Raw genomic sequence first — 16,435 nt, forward strand, 5'->3', positions numbered from 1 at the left:
ATACTTGTACCAATAAGAAAGCGTTCATTCATAAAAAAATTACGGTAATTCAACAACATCCTTTACAACTCCTTTCCAATCATATACGACATTCTCTTCTTTCACTTTAAAATGAAGATCATTCCGCTTTGAATATGGAATCGCATCCGATATTGAGGTCATAAACTGGACATCAGTTATTTCATGTTTTAAAAACTCCCTTTTTGCAAACGCAGAAGCATAGCGATAAATGATTTGTTCAACTTGATCCGAATCTTTTTCTAAAGAAGCATTTATTTCTTTGGATAAATTTTCTTTTCTTGATATTTTATCCATTAATTTATATGTTAGGTCATCTTTCCCTCCTATATATAATTGATGTATGTATCCACTTCCAATTCTGAGCATCCTATTATAAGGTGAAAATACTGTCGTCTCATTCGTCCTAATCATAGGTTCAGTAACATCATACCAATTGCTTAAAACAGTTTTGGTACTGCCCTCCTCCTTATACTTCACACGTACATATAATTTTAGATTTTGAGTCATAGGCTGGGGAGCAAATAGATGCCAGTTTTGTTGAAAAAACCGTCCAACATAGTTATCAGTTACTGATTTCAATGAAACAGAGACCGGGTTAAGCGGTCCAGCGTGAAGTAAAATAAAGAAGAAATGAACCATCAAGAACAACGATAAAGAGAATAACGTAGCATTTAAAATACACGCTTCACTTTTTTTTTCATTTAAGAAATCACCTCTTTTTAATAACATCAGGGAGAGAGAAACATAAAAATCTGATCCTCTCCCTGATATTTCAGCTATTTATCAAAAATTACATCTGCATTCTCTACATCACTGCTAGAAACACCTGTACCTAATAGACTTCCTAAGCGGGTCGCTTCTCTCAGAGCATCCTTGTTAGCTTCATAAGCTGCTTTACCAACTTGTACTGCTTTACGAGCAAGGGAGGCTATTGCTTGAGGCTCAACAGCAGCACCATTTGCATTCGCGCTAATTAAAGGAGAAGAATTTCCAGAGGAAACGTCATAATCAGAAGCGTAAGAAGCGCTTAAACTTACAGTAGAGAAGGCTGTGATGGCTAGAGCCAGACTAAGTATTGTTAATTTTTTCTTCATAGATAATTCCTCCTAAAATGGTTAGTAACAAAATAATTTCAATCTCTTAGTTTTATAACTTTTATATTACTATTATTTAATATAATTACTTATTATATCACTCCCTTCCATATTTTATATCTTATTTTCCCTTGCCAAAAATCATAAACATAAATTTTTGGTAATTAAAATTAAAAATTATTATCTTAGTCCAGTCACGCTTCATTTTAAAATCCATTAAGAAAAGAAAACAGCAATCTCTACAAACCCCATCAAACTCTGTGCCTTAAATAGTTTCATGTCTACATTTGGTCTACAATTAAGGGTGATTAAAAGCAAAAACCCGCTCAATGAGCGGATTTCAGTATAAAGACGTGGGGAGTTGAACCTCTGTCCCAAACTTTTAATATACATTAATTGTTATTATCAGTGTTCTTCAAGCCATATGTATCAGACTTGAGGAGCTCTCTCCATTTATCAACTAGACCCTCATTGAGGAGCTAAACACCAATGCATTCTGTAATCAATCTTTTCTTACTGACAGTGTACATCACTCCTCATACTCTTGTGTGGTGACAATGATTGCCGTATTTTGGGCCATCTATCTGGCATCCGAATTTTTATTACATCATTTCAGCAAACTGTCATTCTTAATACTTTTTTATTAAAAAGTGATCGCATCTATTTTTCACTAAAGCTTTTGGCCCATTCAGCAACCCTACGGCTACTTTCTTCTTCTGACAAATCCTCGATCCTGGTCATAATAGACCATCTTACTCCACAAGGATCCAATATACTTGCGAATCGATCACCTGAAACAAAGTTTGCAACGGGTTCCCTTACTTTCGCTCCTCTTGCTACCGCATTTTCAATGACCTGATCCACATTCATTACGTAAATTCCGAAAGAATAACACGCATTTCCTTCATCTGGCGGCAAGACCAATTGATATGTCGGATTCGCTGCTCCCAGCTGCAAAAAACCATTTCCAAAATCTAATTCCGCATGAACAATGATTTTATTGCCATTCTCATCAGGTAATTCAGTAATATCCTTAACCCTTGCATTGAAAACCGCTTTATAAAACTCTATTGCTTCCGAAGGATTCTTCACGGTAATAAACGGGGTAATAGATGTAAAGCCGTTGGGTATTCCCTTCTTTGTATATTTGCCTGACACTCCCACATATTCTCTGCTTTCAGTCATTTTAACTCCTCCTTTAAATGATCGTAACAGTTCAGTTTTATGCTTATACCTTCATTGGATTGAATTCATCAACTCATAGTAATGTTTGGATGCACGAGTCTTATTAAGACTATACCAAGCCTCTAATGTTTTAGAAGAAAACACGCCCAGAGCTTTCAACACGTGTACGGAGAATTCCAACGGAGCCATTCCAGATGCAGTGATTAGTTTTCCATCCGTTACAGCAGACTCCATTTTGTAATACTTTTCGCCCGTATAGGTGGGACAGATCATTTTAAGGTATTCCAGATCATTGCTTGTATGCGAACGTGAATTCAGCAGTCCTGCCTGGGCAAGTCCCATGGTAGCACCACAAATCGCCGCCACCCATATACCTTCCTCTAAACATCTCTCAACAATTTTTAAAATCGGTTGGTGAATGGTTTCTGTCCATGTATTTCCACCGGGTAAAATCAATAAATCTGTGCTTTTAATACTGCACTCATCTAGTTTGATGTCAGGCAGGATTTTCAATCCGCCCATGGTTGTGACAGGAGTCTTTTCCATTCCCACGGTAACTATTTTGGATGGGAACAGCCCCTTTTTATAATATCTCCCCGAATTCAGTTCGGCAGTTAAGTAACCGATCTCCCAGTCTGCCATAGTGTCAAATACATAAAGATATGCCGTACTATTCATTCACAGGTTCTCCTTATTTTATAATTTATCAAGTGATACCAACCTCGGTAACCCGTGATTATCCCCATTATAAAAAAGCTTCACTGACATCTGCTGTCAGTGAAGCTTTTAGCGCTGATAATATTCTACTAACTCCGACGCAACAGCAACTAGTTTTTCCTTCAAGCTCTGTGGTTCGATGACTTGAATGGATTTCCCATAGGGTAGGAGTAAATAAGGGACATATGTATGAAGTGATTTTTCCTCAAGCAAAAAGATGGCTTGGTTAGCGGTTCGTTCTTTCAGATGATGCCCCAAAAACCAATGCAGACATAAGTCATCCAATGCCTCTGACTTGCCTTCGATCATTAAAGAAATTAAACCGTCCTTGCCCACTAAATCAGGTAACAGATTTTGCATAAAAAATTCACGAGCCGAAAAAGCCTCAGGCCGCTTAAATAGGCTTGGAGTACGCTTAATCTGTAGAATCCGATCTGCCCGAAAGCTACGGATCTCATTCCTTAGGTGACAAAATGCAACAGTATACCATTTGTTGTTCCAGTAAACCATTCCGTAGGGGTCTATCACCCTATTCTTGGGTTGTTCTTCATGGCTTGTGCGATAATCCATTTCAACAGAGAATTCGTTGGCTACAGCCTGCTCCAATTCTGCCAATATCGGCTGTAGAGAAGGATCTCCCATGCGATTTATCACTTCAAATCCGGCTAAATGACGGCTAAGTATACTTTCCTGCTCTTGATTCGAATACTTTTTCAATTTTGACGTCGCATTGCTTAATGCCTCACTCAAAGGGTATCCAGCTTCCTTTGCAAAAACAGCAGCATGAAGGAGCGCCTTTTTTTCCTCCATATCAAATAGTAAAGGTGCTCTAATAAAATTATTCAGCAAGCGATACCCGCCATGATGGCCCGTGTCGGATATTATAGGCACTCCACTGGCGCATAGTGCGTCAATATACCGATAAACTGTCCTTATATTTATTTCTAGCTTTTCGGATATTTGTTTTGCGGTCATTTTCACACCCGAATTCAGCATCCATAAAATGGCCAGCATATTATCGTTTTTTGGCATAACATGAACCCTCCTCTCTCATTAAAGCTCAATCTTTTATAAATATCACTTTATAGTCCCTCTTACCACCTATTATATGCTTATTTCCATTTTATACGTCCCTCTCATATCTTCAAATTCCAGATTTACACATAGTAAATACCATAATGTATGGGTCATTCTGTAAACTAACTCTCTCTTTTAACCGATAAATACATATGCTGGATTTATAATTCCACTTTTTAAACACAACTACAGAAGGAGACACCTATGGAAAATATCGTGACGTACGGTCATATCGAAATCATGCCTTATGAGTTCGTCCGCCTTCATGAACTTAAAATCTTAAAAACAGTCAATGACCATGCCCGAATGATCTGTACAGGCATCATCTCGGAGAAAAAGCGAGAGCTGTATGTACGTGCTTCGGATGAAGAAACCCAGGTCAAAGCTTTTGTTACGGACAAAAATGGCAATCGGCAGCCTCTTTTTCGAGGCATTGCCTTGGATGTGGAGGAAAAAGTCGTTCACGGGGTCCATTACCTAACCGTCGAAGCCATCTCTCATACCTACGAGTTAGATATTAAACGCCATCAACGCTCTTTCCAAAATCCCAAGCTCACCTATACGGGTTTGATTGAAAGTATTGTATCGGACTACTCCAAAGCAGAAGCGATGGATGTTGTGTCCCATAAGAAGCCCATTGGTACCTTTATCATGCAATATGATGAAACCGATTGGCAATTTCTGAAACGGATGGCTTCCCACTTCTACTCTCCGCTCATTCCTGCAGTGGGCTATGGAGTGCCAAAGTTTTATTTTGGCCTACCTATGGGACTCAGCAAAGGAGAAATTAAATCTACGAATTATAAAGTCACCAAACGGGTCGCGGATTTTCAAACCGCCTCAGAGAACCATATCCCTGGCGTGCGTGATGCGGATTTTATCCAATATGAGGTCGAGACGGAGAAATTGCTGGAGCCTGGCTACGAAGTGACCTTTCAAGGTCATAAGCTGATCGTAGCTGAAGTGCTAACAGAGATGAAGGACGGGGTACTGACCCATACCGCCAAGCTGTCACCACGAAGCGGCTTACGTCCGATTAAAGACTACAATCGCTCCATTATCGGCGCTTCTATTCAAGGCAAAGTACTGAGCGTTCGTCGGGACAAAGTACGTGCCCAGCTCGATATGGACGATCAGCAAGATCCGAACACAGATTACTGGTTTCCCTACTCTACCATTTATGCCTCTGCGGATAACACGGGCTGGTATTGTATGCCTGAGGATGGGGACAGCATTCGTATCTATTTCCCCAGTTATAAGGAAGAAGAGGGATACGCGATCAGCTCAGTTAAAAGAGAACCACAACCTTCCGGGGGAAAAGCTTCTGTTACTTCTGGTCATGGCACAACTTCTGCTTCGTCTGCCGGATCAAAGTCTTCTTCGGCACTGTCTGCGGTAGCTCCTGCGCCAGATCGAATGGCTGATCCTGCCATTAAGACGCTGCGAACCAAATACGGCAAAGAAATCATGCTCGCCCCAGATCAAATCGTTATTTCTGGCAATGGCATGTCCATTGTCATTAACGATAAAACAGGCATTGATATTGTAAGTGGAAAAAATGTGAGTATTAGCGCGGCTTCGGATATTATTATGAGTTCTGGTAACATCCAGCTTTCTGCCGGAAAAATTGAGCTGTCTGGTAAAGGTAACACGATCACGTTGGATGACAAAACCACCTTCTCCGGCACGGAAATTAAGATGAACTAACGGAAGGTGAGAACTAGCAGATGGATAAACAAGCGGCATTACACCATTTTAAAGAACATCATTTTACACCTTTGTTGGACATTCAGTTGGACAGGCTGGAAGCCATGTTTGATCGCTACCAAGCTCAACTAATCTCCGATTTCAAAGAATCGTTTAGGGATTTGTGTATACACATTCTGAACATGCAGCAACAAGGCCAAAAAGAACCCATTGGATATATTCACTACTCGTTCTTGCGCACTCAGATGCTGGAGCAATCCTACCTGTATATGGTCGAGGCTTATTCTGCTGAATGGTACGAAGATGATTCTGATTGCAAGTTAACCTATGACGCATCATGGGCTTACGCATCGATGAGTACCATGTTGGAAGCCTTGGAGCAGGAACGAAAAATATATATGGGGACGATCACTTCAGTGGACGTTGAACGATTGATACTGGAGTCCGCTCCTTTGTTTCACCAGTTTGTGAACTCCCTCCTGCGCTTAGGGATAGCAGAAGTGGTTCAAATGCCTGAGTATCTCGCTATTCATAAAACTGATCGTGTAGTCATCCGAACGGGCGAATACAAGGATATCAGCGAGAATCTATATGTCGAAGATCAGGAAGCACTTCTTGCAGATCATGTGAGAGAGCAATTGATACACTCCAGTGAAGAAGAACCCTATGTTTACGAAAACCTAAAGCGGATCTCTCTTCCCCACCTTCACCTGATGCAAAAGGATCTGCGCTATAACGATTTTAGCCACACTGACTTACGGGAAAGCCAGTTTCACACCTGCATATTGATCGGAAGCATGTGGCAGCGATCGAATCTAGCAGGGGGTAGCTTTCAGGGATGCTTACTGACCGACGCGGATTTTAGATATAGCGATTTGAGAGATGCTAACTTCAGTAATGCCAGCGGACAACCTTATCGGGAACATGGAGTTCGGGTACCAGGTCTATGTGGCCTTCATTTTGAACATGCCATCCTGGATGGGGCCGATTTTACGGATGTGCATTCGTTTGAACATGCGTATTTTGATGGGGCTTCGATGCAAGGAACCCTCGTCCCGCAAAAGTACTACCAGCATTGGAAACTAAGCGAAGCACAGCTTCAATCTATTGTGTGGACGGAGTAAGGAGGAATGTGTATGCGCCATTATTATGTGCTGGTCGATGATCATCGTATATCCCGAAACATTGAACCGATGAATTTAAATCTTTTTAAAACGCCATTTGTTGGCATGCCTCCGGCTCAGGTTTTAGATGTTCATGCGACAGAAGATGCGGAGTATACGGACTGGCTACCATTTTTAACCTCACAACCGCTATTTTCCGATCCTATGAAACGGATTCTAGAATTATACAATACACAAGCTCGTTTTAAGCAGGTGTATATCGTGAACCGGGAACCTAGCCGTCAGGAATTATATTGGATTTGTTCCGTTCCCTCTGTGGAAGGCATTTCAGAGCAGACTGAATTTTATGCGCACGACCAAACTCTAAAACGACTTGTTCTAGATAGCTATAAGGTGAATGGACACCATTTTTTCCGATTGTCCAACGTGAGGGAACCTTATTTCATCGTTAGCTTAGAGGCTGCTGAAAGCTTGCTTCGGCGGAGTTTGAGTGGTTTTCGGCTACAGAAGCTAGAACTCTTATAAGGAGGTTCAATCTTGACGGAGCATTGGGATGAATTTTTTTTAAAACTGCATCATCAGCAAGTATTGAAAGAGCAATTAAGTACAGCGGAAAACGATGAAAGCTGGATGATGATATCTATTGAAGAAGCGATAGAGGGAATTTTAAAAGGCTCACTAACGCTGACGAATGAACAGGAAATTCGGTTTCAAACTCTTCCTGTCTTTGAAAATCAAGTCACCATTTCCCTGCCTGACTCTCTTGCTCCAGAAGTTCGAACTGGACAGACGGTAGATCCATCGAGAAGCTTCGTCGTTCAGGACAAGCTGGGCGGAATCCTGTTCGGTCTGCACCAAAGCGGGCAAGAACTGGACCCTACGCAAATAGAAGTCTATCAACAACAGATGATTGAGCAAACCAGTCGCGCACAACCAAGTATGAAGCTTGTAGATGAAAAGATTCTTTCTATTCAAGATACCATCATTGGCTGCTATGAAGCTATTTTTCTAGTTTCCCCCTCTCCCTATTATCAAATTGTCTTTGTGCGTTCCTGGCGTGGCAAGGCTATGATCGGGAGTTGCCAATTTAAGCTGGAGGATGGTCCCCTCTGGGTTCCGTTAACCTATGCCATGCTGCACACTGCGACATGGTCGGAGCTTTCTTGAATCTATACCTTTTATCCAAGGAGGTACTTATATGTTTTTACCTATACTTATTAAAGCTTTGGCCCAAGGTGCACTCAGCGGAGAACATTCCTATGTGGTGAGAGGAGCCAAGCTACAGTGCAGTCAAGGTACAGACCCTGGTGTGCTTAATATGATGTACAGCCATGGTGTCTTCATTAAAGATAAACCCGTTCTGAACGTGGACGATGCCATTTGTGGAGCCAATATTAGCAAAATCAATGCTTTTGGTCTGTGTAAATTGAAGCATGGTCTTCCTTGCGAACCTGAGATTGCGTTTGGGTCCAAGTGGACCGGTGGGAAAGAAGACGTATTGATTGAGGGGGCACCCGCCCTACTCAACAATTCGACCTTAATGTGTAGCTGCCAAGATGTTCTGACTAATACGTTCAATTTCATGATAGACCCCAGTGATGATGGTACCCTCTCTTCTGCGATCGGACCTAGTGGTGGGGGCATCATCTCAATCATCGATGACGGGCAAGACAGTTGATTTTATCAAGCAAGGAGATTCAGGAATGAACATCGTAGCAAAAGACCGTTTTACCTATCAGCATCTACATGTTACCTGGCCCTATGGCAAGCTGCGTCTTCGTAATGTCCATATGAGTCACGAGCTCGGAGAACATGCCAGACTGAAGATCACGGGCGTCTTGGAAGGCAATCAAGCAGACACGATCATTACTAAAGCAAGTAGCGACGACGAAGTTGAGCTATGGTATTCCGATGCCAAAGATCAGAAGCATCCATTATTCATAGGACAACTATACTGCGTAGATGTGGAGCACACGCACCAGGAAATCGTGGTAACTCTCGACGTCATTTCTCACAGCTTCAAATTGGATACGCAGTTCAAAAATCGTTCCTTTCAACATATCAATCAAAAATTTGTGGAGATTGTAGATGCAGTACTGGCCGATTATAAAGGCTCGGATAAGATCGATGAAGCTTTTGAGAAAAAAGCGACAGGCCAGTTTATTATGCAGTATCAGGAGACGGATTGGACTTTTTTAAAACGGCTGGCTTCACATGTGGGAGCCCTGCTCGTCCCCAATATCGTTTCACACCATGCGCAAATTTGGATCGGAATCCCGCAAGCCAGGCAGCATATTCATTTGAAAGAGGTTCCTTTTTCGTTACAACGCAAGATCGCTCCTTATCTGGATCAGGAGGCGAACGGCTGGAGATCTGCCAATATCGGAGATTACACCCGTTATACCTTTGAGTGGGATCAAATGCTGCAATTAGGAGATGAAGTTGAACGCAATCACGAAACTTACGTCATCACCAAACGTGAGGGTCAATTGATTCGTGGCTTGATGACTTGGTCGTATGAATGCGCCCTGACTGGGGGCTTGAAGGTCCCCAAAATCTATAATCGAACAATCATTGGCGCGGCTATTGAAGGAAAAATACTGGAGGTCAGCCGGAATCAGGTTCGATTGCATTTGGATATGGACGATCAGCAGAATCCTAAGGATGCCCAGTGGTTTCCCTATTCTGCAGAAGGGAATCAGGTGTGGTATCTAATGCCGGAAAAGGGTGCGCAGGTGAAGCTGTATTTTCCAAGCGCTGACGAGGACGATGCGATGGTTATACAATCGGTCCGAACGAAACCATCTAGTGTTGCTGTCCCTTCATCTCACGCAGCTCAAGGTGCCGTGATCGAATCACCAGCAGAACGTCACCAGCGTAAAACAGCCGATCCTGGGGTCAAATCCTTTGCAAATCCCCAAGGAAAAGAAATTTCCTTAGGGAACTCCGAGCTGTCGATGAGTGCGCAGGAAGGATCGCTATACATCTCCATGAATACCCAGCACGGTGTTAGCCTGAACAGTACCCAACGTGTACAAATTCAAGCTGCAGGAAGTCTTAGTCTTTCGGCAGGTAGTATTCTGCTGCAAGGAACCAACGGCTTACATTTGAATACAACAACGGATACGCTTGATTTGGAGCAGGAAGTTAACAGCGTGAGTTCGGAAATCCAGCTTAAAGCTTCCCTCCATCAATATTACCCAGAACCGATCTTGTCTGACTTTGAGAAGCAAGTCGCTGAAAAGGGAATTCAGGGCGTAATGGGAGCACGCGCCAAGGAAAACGTAGGCGCCACCCTCAAGGGAGAATGGGATGCGGGTTTGGAGTTTGCAAAAGGCATGTGGAATTCGTTTGTCGACATAGCGGATCTTGTAACAGTTCCTCTTGCTTTTCGTTTTATCTTGCCAGAAGGAATCTTGAGACGTAATGAAACTTTCGAAGGTATTCAGCATGGCTTAGAACTGGGCGCTGAGAAAGGTATCAAGTATGTGGAAGTTGTTAAAAATTCGTCCAGTGTAGGACAGGGATTTAAAGACGTTGGGAAAGAAGTAAAAAAAGATGCTAACTTTATATGGGACGGCATCACAGAACCTTTCGTAAAAAAATTAGATAACTTCTTCCCCAACCCCTATACCGATACCAAACAGGAAAGTTATGATGCAGGATATGATAGTATAAAAGCCGCGGAACGTGCAGCAGACATTTATACAGTTCTTAAAGGCGGCGCAAAGTTATTTAAAAATCTTGGAAAGCTGGGTAAAGAAGAAGTCTCCTTATCTAAAGGGGCCAAGGAAACTGGAGAAAAGAATACTGGAAAAGGTGGCGCGCCGGGATTATTCGGAGATACAGCAAAAGCTGAATCTGCCCTTGCCAAGGCTGGAGATGGAAAATTCAAAACGAATGCCATTCGTTTCCCTAATAATTTTGAATCCTTAGGTAGTTACTTGCAAAGTGTAGCTAGAAAGATGAATATTCGTATTACTAAAAGGTCACCCATCTTTGCAACTGCTGGAGATCATTATCGGTTTCATGATTCTGGTCATGATATCCCACATTCTAAAGGTTCTGGTGCAAAAATTTCGCCTGAGAGACAAAAACAGATTGATGCGTTAGAATCAGGAGAGTACACGGGTAAGAGTACTAAAGGAACGGATGAAGGTGCTAGGTCTACAAACGTCTCTATAGAGAAAAAGAAATGGCTTGAAAGTCTACAAAACACAGAAAACTTCAAACAAGGGACCAAAGAAAATGGATTAAACCATATTTTTGATGGTGAAATACTCAAAAATGGAAATGCCAACGGTTTCCATTATGAAGGAATGCCGAATAGTAACGGTAAAATTGTAGGAAATATCGACCCACCTAATGAGTTTGGTGTGTATCAAGCAAATATTGAAATTAATGGGGTATTAAAGGGCCCTAAATCCACATTTTTTCCAAAGGAATGGACACCACAACAGGTGATAGATGTAGTAAATGAAGCTTTTAATAATAAAGAAATTATAAAGAACAATAAATATATAGGAAAAACAAGCACGGGAATGGAGATAGAGTTTATTTTAAGAAATGATAAGATAATTTCAGCTTATCCAGTATATTAATTAGAGGAGATTTGAATAATGATTAAGTATAAATATAAATTAAAATATATGGAAAAATTCAATATAGTCGTATTAGATTTTGACGAAGAAAAATCACTGGAGTTCGCAAATATGATAAGTGATCCATTAGGATCTGATATACCTTGGAGATTTAAAGATTTGAAAATTGATATTGATAATTATATTGATTTATTAAGAGGAAATATACCACAATACAACCATGGAGGAAATGCATCTAGTGTTATATCCTATAGAGATTATACAATAATTGAAGATCCTTTTTATGACGAGGAAGAAGATGAAGTTGAACCGATCTGTAAATTAGAGACAGTTGAATTTGTGAAAATCATATTAGTATGGGCTTATGAAACTTATAAATATAAAAGTGAGCGGGGGGTGATTGCTCAAGAAGAGGCAGAAATGGTTATGAATTGGATCAAACAGAAAATGACAGAAGTTAAGAGTATAGAAAATAACGAATAACCATAACAAAAACTAAACAAATATAAATATGTATTGAGAAGCTTATTCCAATAAGAGTTATAATGAGGAATAGGCTTTTTCAATGCGTAGACAGGTATATCAACAGTCGTTATAACACTGAAACATTACATAAATTTTGATTTTGCGTAACGTAAGCGGGATACAGATTAGGCTGATATTCCACCTGCCTTCAAGCAAACTGAATTCGCCATTTTATTATGAAGCAAGAGTTAGTCAAACTCCTGCGCCGGATAATCCAAAGATCGGTTTTGAAGGAGCACGTGGGGAGTCTCAATGTACGCTTAAGCCAGCACCAGATCCTTAAATAAAAAAGATATTATATGAAGCTGGTATTAATGGTGTACAATATAAAAATGCTGTCCCCAATCTTTCACCAGTAGCAAAAGCACAAGTAGAAATCGACTATATGCTCAGTGGAAAGGGGAGATTTTAAAATGACAATAAACGATCCAATCTTTGGCGAACTCGAATATAACTATAGTTGGGCTAAAGATACCACTATTCATTTTTTGGGAAAAGAAAACTGAGATTGCATTGATGATAGATGGTGAAGAAGATGGCGAGTTTGATGAAGATCAATATACGGCATATCAATCATTAATGCAAAATTGGGAGCAATTGCAGCAAAGCTTCTTGCAACCAATTTTAGACTATTACCAACAAAAGCGACATGAACTTGGTTATGATACTGAACTTAATTAGAATTATCCCTTAGTTGAAACAACCGACAAACTTCTTGAAATGATTACTTTGGATGGAATTGTTGTTCCATATTCAGGTATTTATGAAGGTCGAGATATCGAAATACTTTTTGATTGTACATGGGATGTAGAGAATGGATTGGGAATTCGTTTATTAAATGAAAAAGTAACTGAAGTAGGTTACCAGGATGTTGCAATTTGAATATTTGGAGAGAGGCAAACTGGTGCTGAATTAAACACTTAATCACACCATTATTTTCGATTTAACCTTTGTTTTATCTGAGGAAGTTTCGTGAATGGAGAGTTGAACTGTTCACACGAAAGTTCTAAAAAAGAATATCCTATTTAACAATACACTGAACAGGTCATTATGGTTAGATACTACCATAATTGGCTTGTTTTTTGTTATTATCTTAGCACTAGTCCCGTTAGGTATTCATAACATCACCAAGCATAATGGGGAAAGAACAAAAGGAAACTGGGCAGACGATCCACGACATTAATTTGAGAGGTGAAATATTTTGAAAATACAGAATGAAAGTATAATTTCCCCTCTTCCAGATAGAAATTTAATTATGCGTGTGGAAGAGAATTTCGAAATTAAGTTTCCTAATGATTTTATAAATTTTATATCGAAAAACAATGGTGTTATTCCAATAACTAGATTCTTTGAATATAAATCTAATAGATATGTAGTTGATCGTTTTCTTTGTTTATTGGACAATCCCGGCGAGCATGACAAAGGGATGTATGACATCAAGGTTGTTTTCAGTCAGTTAGATGAAAGAATACTTTCTGATGGAGACATAACAGGTGCAGAATTAGTGCCATTTGCAGCCCTATTTGCAGGTGATTTCGTCTGTCTAGATTTTAGCGAAAGTAAAACCGACCCAGTAATTTGTATTTGGTACAATGAGGAGTCTGACGATTATGATCCAGTTACAGAAAAAATCGCTGATAATGTAAATAGTTTTCTTGATATGTTAGAAGAATAATTGGAATGGACATGGATGAAATCATCATTCGAGTCTATTAATATTATGATGTAAAAATGTTTACAGCCCAGCCCCAACGACAAGATCATACAAGACTGCCATTAAACCAAACATAAATTAACTTGACAACACTTGATAAATTTTCGTAGGCTTAATCCAACTTGAACCACGAGGAGGAATAAGCTTTTTTCCATGCAAAAACAATAACTCCTTGCCTTCCCTCTCCATCAGAGTTAATATACACACACTTCAACCACGGGAGGGAAAATACACTATGTCAAATTGGCCAGATTGGTTTCTCGAAGCGTTACGCATCGTTTTTATGAATTAGAATTAGCCAGTGAACAACAGGCTTCATCAGAGGACAACTATCTATACACTTAAATGGATCAATTCAAAATTAAGAAAAACCAGGATATCCAACATCTATTATCGGAATGGGTAGAAGCCCTAGGCTATCAGCTGCGTCAGGACAAACAATCCATGTATATGGAAAGAGTAAGTAAAAGGGAGGATTCGATTGATTCTTCCCGTCATACATTCCACAGTTACTCGTTAGCCTACTGATAGTGTTAGCCCCTTTACATTAATCCATTATTTCATCTATGCTCATTCCACTTTTCAAGGTAAAAACAAAATGAGCTGGTGAGAGAATCGTGATCTTTTCCACCAATGCATTAAATAGATTATCATCAAATTGTTCTAGTATATCTTACTGTGGGCTTAGTACTTGGATGATTTCATCGACTCGCTCCTTGATTTTTTCCTTCTGATCCTCTTCCTCCTCTAACATCACCATCTGTTGCCGTATCTAGTTGAGCTCACTGGAAAGTCTGTTCGTCTCTTCATCATATACAATCTCATCAATCTGATTCCGTAGTTTGAGGTTCACTAATTCCTTCAAGTCGGATTTCAATTGTTGCATCAGCCCTTCGATATCCAATAGCGGTTCTTGCTCTACTTTGCTCAATAGTATCGATTCAATATTGCCTTTCAGCGTTTTAATGAATTCTTTCTTGTTCTCATACATCCGGTTGAACAATCGTACAAACGCGGAATGTAAAATTTGCTCATTAACCGATTTGGCATCATAAGTTACTTTACCTTCATTTACATACATTTTGCATTGCCATACCACTTTTTTGGATGGATTATTGCTGTTTCAGGTTCGACGTTTTAAAAATGGCTCCACCGCATCCACAATATACTTTACTGCTCAGTGCATATTTACTGGAGTATCTTTTACTAGCCCCCATCAACTCCCTTTCAGCTTGGCCCTCCGTTCCTTTTCCTTTTGCACCACTTCAAACAGTTCCTTGGATACAATGGGTTCATGGTCGCTTTCAATTAAATATTGCTGCTCTGTCCTTTATTCCTTATTCGTTTGTGGGTTAGAAAATCTACAGAAGACGTATTTATTGAGGGGGCACCCGCCCTACTCAACAATTCGACTTTAATTTGTTGCTGCCAAGGTATACACGAGACGATATCCTCCTTTTTTGGTGGAGGCAGCACGGACAATTTCGCCACGGGATCGGGTGGTGAAGCCATCATCTCCATTACAGATGACGGACAAGACGGCTGATCATATCAATCAAGGAGAGTAAGGATGAACATCGTAGCGAAAGGCCGCTTTACCTATCAGCACTTACATGTCACTTGCGGCAGGCGCAGACTTAGATGATATTATTGAAATACTAGAAGACCTTGGAAAACAAGCTGCTTCTAGAAGATAAAATTCAAAGGAGAAACTAAATTGGATAAAGTTCAAAGTGCGAAAGACATTAGAGGTGCTATAAAAAGTGGCCAATTGGATAGGTTAAGAGATTTACTTGAGAAAGAACCAGAAATGTTGACATGGATGACACCCTTTGGTACATGGTTACATGTAGCAGCAGCTTATGGGCATCTAGAAATAATAAAATATCTTATTAGTGCAGGGATAGATACTAATGCGCAGGGTGGAACTTTTTCTACAAATGCTCTTGAAAGAGCAGCTACAAAAGGGCATTTAAATATTGCTGAATATCTCATTAACCAGAATGTCGAGATTGATACTAGTGAGCCAGATAGAAATCCTCTGTTCGCTGCAATATATGGTGGTCATTTTGAGATTGTCAAATTGTTAGTTGAGAATAATATAGATGTATCTATAAAATACTCTGGTTACAACATGAAAGATATGGATGCTTATGCATTTGCCATTGAAAGAGGACAAACAGAAATTGCTGAATATTTAAAGCAGAAGATGGATGGAAAAAGATAGAAAAAGACTTATTTAATAGTATTCAATACCGAGATGTTACAATAAAATTGGTCATAATGTTTTTGTAAGTAGTATAATAAGACCTTGCCATCCCTCCCTATCAAAGTTAACATACACACACTCAAACAACGGGAGGAAAAGTATACTATGTCGTATTGGCAGAGTGGTTTCAGGAGACGTTACGCCAACGATTTTATCATTTAGAACTAGCCCGTGTATAACAGACTTCATGTTCATCAGAGGACAAAAATCTATTCACTCAAATGGATCATTTCAAAATGAATCAAAATGGGGAAATCCAATGTCTTCTATCTGAATGGGAAGAAGCTATAGGTTATCAGCTAAGTCAGGACAAGCAATCATCTAAATGGAAGGAGTAAAAGACGGGATTCGGTTGATCCATCCCGTCTTTTACTCCACAAATATTTGTTAGCCCATTGATC

The 16,435-nt window shown here is 40.1% G+C and carries 16 protein-coding genes and 2 pseudogenes; 11 read left to right on the forward strand and 7 right to left on the reverse strand.

What is annotated here, in order from left to right:
• Positions 1–39: 39 nt before the first annotated feature.
• The 5 genes from PPM_RS19180 to PPM_RS19200 all read right to left on the reverse strand — a co-directional run bounded on the left by PPM_RS19180 (position 40) and on the right by PPM_RS19200 (position 4,049).
• Positions 40–750, reverse strand: a complete 711-nt coding sequence (locus PPM_RS19180; RefSeq protein ID WP_016324627.1) for a DUF5819 family protein — start codon at positions 748–750, stop codon at positions 40–42.
• A 47-nt stretch (positions 751–797) separates the two neighbouring features.
• A complete protein-coding gene (locus tag PPM_RS19185; RefSeq protein WP_013372457.1) occupies positions 798–1,115 on the reverse strand; it encodes a hypothetical protein in 318 nt (105 codons plus the stop codon).
• 660 nt (positions 1,116–1,775) lie between these two features.
• The gene (locus PPM_RS19190; RefSeq protein WP_013372458.1) at positions 1,776–2,300 is read right to left on the reverse strand and encodes a VOC family protein; all 525 of its coding nucleotides are present in this window, start codon (positions 2,298–2,300) and stop codon (positions 1,776–1,778) included.
• 51 nt (positions 2,301–2,351) lie between these two features.
• Positions 2,352–2,978, reverse strand: coding sequence for a type 1 glutamine amidotransferase family protein (locus PPM_RS19195; protein ID WP_013372459.1), 627 nt, complete (start codon positions 2,976–2,978; stop codon positions 2,352–2,354).
• A 108-nt stretch (positions 2,979–3,086) separates the two neighbouring features.
• Positions 3,087–4,049 (reverse strand): helix-turn-helix transcriptional regulator, encoded by a 963-nt coding sequence (locus PPM_RS19200; protein WP_013372460.1) that lies wholly within the window; start codon positions 4,047–4,049, stop codon positions 3,087–3,089.
• A 249-nt stretch (positions 4,050–4,298) separates the two neighbouring features.
• Between PPM_RS19200 and PPM_RS19205 the strand changes: the two genes are divergently transcribed.
• The 10 genes and pseudogenes from PPM_RS19205 to PPM_RS19245 all read left to right on the forward strand — a co-directional run bounded on the left by PPM_RS19205 (position 4,299) and on the right by PPM_RS19245 (position 13,726).
• The gene (locus PPM_RS19205; protein WP_013372461.1) at positions 4,299–5,801 is read left to right on the forward strand and encodes a hypothetical protein; all 1,503 of its coding nucleotides are present in this window, start codon (positions 4,299–4,301) and stop codon (positions 5,799–5,801) included.
• A gap of 20 nt (positions 5,802–5,821) precedes the next feature.
• The gene (locus PPM_RS19210) at positions 5,822–6,925 is read left to right on the forward strand and encodes a pentapeptide repeat-containing protein (protein ID WP_013372462.1); all 1,104 of its coding nucleotides are present in this window, start codon (positions 5,822–5,824) and stop codon (positions 6,923–6,925) included.
• Positions 6,926–6,937: 12 nt separating this feature from the next.
• Complete coding sequence (locus PPM_RS19215) at positions 6,938–7,450, forward strand: imm11 family protein (RefSeq protein WP_013372463.1); 513 nt, start codon at positions 6,938–6,940, stop codon at positions 7,448–7,450.
• A gap of 12 nt (positions 7,451–7,462) precedes the next feature.
• Positions 7,463–8,092 (forward strand): hypothetical protein, encoded by a 630-nt coding sequence (locus tag PPM_RS19220; protein WP_013372464.1) that lies wholly within the window; start codon positions 7,463–7,465, stop codon positions 8,090–8,092.
• A gap of 31 nt (positions 8,093–8,123) precedes the next feature.
• Positions 8,124–8,603: a DUF4280 domain-containing protein gene (locus PPM_RS19225; RefSeq protein ID WP_013372465.1), complete on the forward strand. Its 480-nt coding sequence runs from the start codon at positions 8,124–8,126 to the stop codon at positions 8,601–8,603.
• A 25-nt stretch (positions 8,604–8,628) separates the two neighbouring features.
• The gene (locus PPM_RS19230; RefSeq protein WP_013372466.1) at positions 8,629–11,526 is read left to right on the forward strand and encodes an EndoU domain-containing protein; all 2,898 of its coding nucleotides are present in this window, start codon (positions 8,629–8,631) and stop codon (positions 11,524–11,526) included.
• 18 nt (positions 11,527–11,544) lie between these two features.
• Complete coding sequence (locus tag PPM_RS19235; protein WP_013372467.1) at positions 11,545–12,009, forward strand: hypothetical protein; 465 nt, start codon at positions 11,545–11,547, stop codon at positions 12,007–12,009.
• A 177-nt stretch (positions 12,010–12,186) separates the two neighbouring features.
• Positions 12,187–12,460: pseudogene (locus tag PPM_RS30235) on the forward strand (hypothetical protein); the annotation flags it as partial.
• 4 nt (positions 12,461–12,464) lie between these two features.
• A pseudogene (locus tag PPM_RS28755) lies at positions 12,465–12,933 on the forward strand (DUF6985 domain-containing protein).
• A gap of 319 nt (positions 12,934–13,252) precedes the next feature.
• A complete protein-coding gene (locus PPM_RS19245; protein ID WP_013372468.1) occupies positions 13,253–13,726 on the forward strand; it encodes an SMI1/KNR4 family protein in 474 nt (157 codons plus the stop codon).
• 811 nt (positions 13,727–14,537) lie between these two features.
• Here PPM_RS19245 and PPM_RS19255 read toward each other — a convergent pair.
• The gene (locus tag PPM_RS19255) at positions 14,538–14,846 is read right to left on the reverse strand and encodes a hypothetical protein (protein ID WP_013372471.1); all 309 of its coding nucleotides are present in this window, start codon (positions 14,844–14,846) and stop codon (positions 14,538–14,540) included.
• A 135-nt stretch (positions 14,847–14,981) separates the two neighbouring features.
• On the reverse strand, positions 14,982–15,074 hold the full coding sequence (locus PPM_RS30535; RefSeq protein ID WP_080567900.1) for a recombinase family protein: 93 nt from the start codon (positions 15,072–15,074) through the stop codon (positions 14,982–14,984).
• A 408-nt stretch (positions 15,075–15,482) separates the two neighbouring features.
• Here PPM_RS30535 and PPM_RS19260 point away from each other — a divergent pair, with 408 nt between their 5' ends.
• A complete protein-coding gene (locus PPM_RS19260) occupies positions 15,483–15,992 on the forward strand; it encodes an ankyrin repeat domain-containing protein (protein WP_013372473.1) in 510 nt (169 codons plus the stop codon).
• The last annotated feature ends 443 nt before the right edge of the window (positions 15,993–16,435 follow it).

Origin of the sequence: Paenibacillus polymyxa M1 (assembly GCF_000237325.1) — a bacterium.
Classification (GTDB): domain Bacteria; phylum Bacillota; class Bacilli; order Paenibacillales; family Paenibacillaceae; genus Paenibacillus; species Paenibacillus polymyxa_C.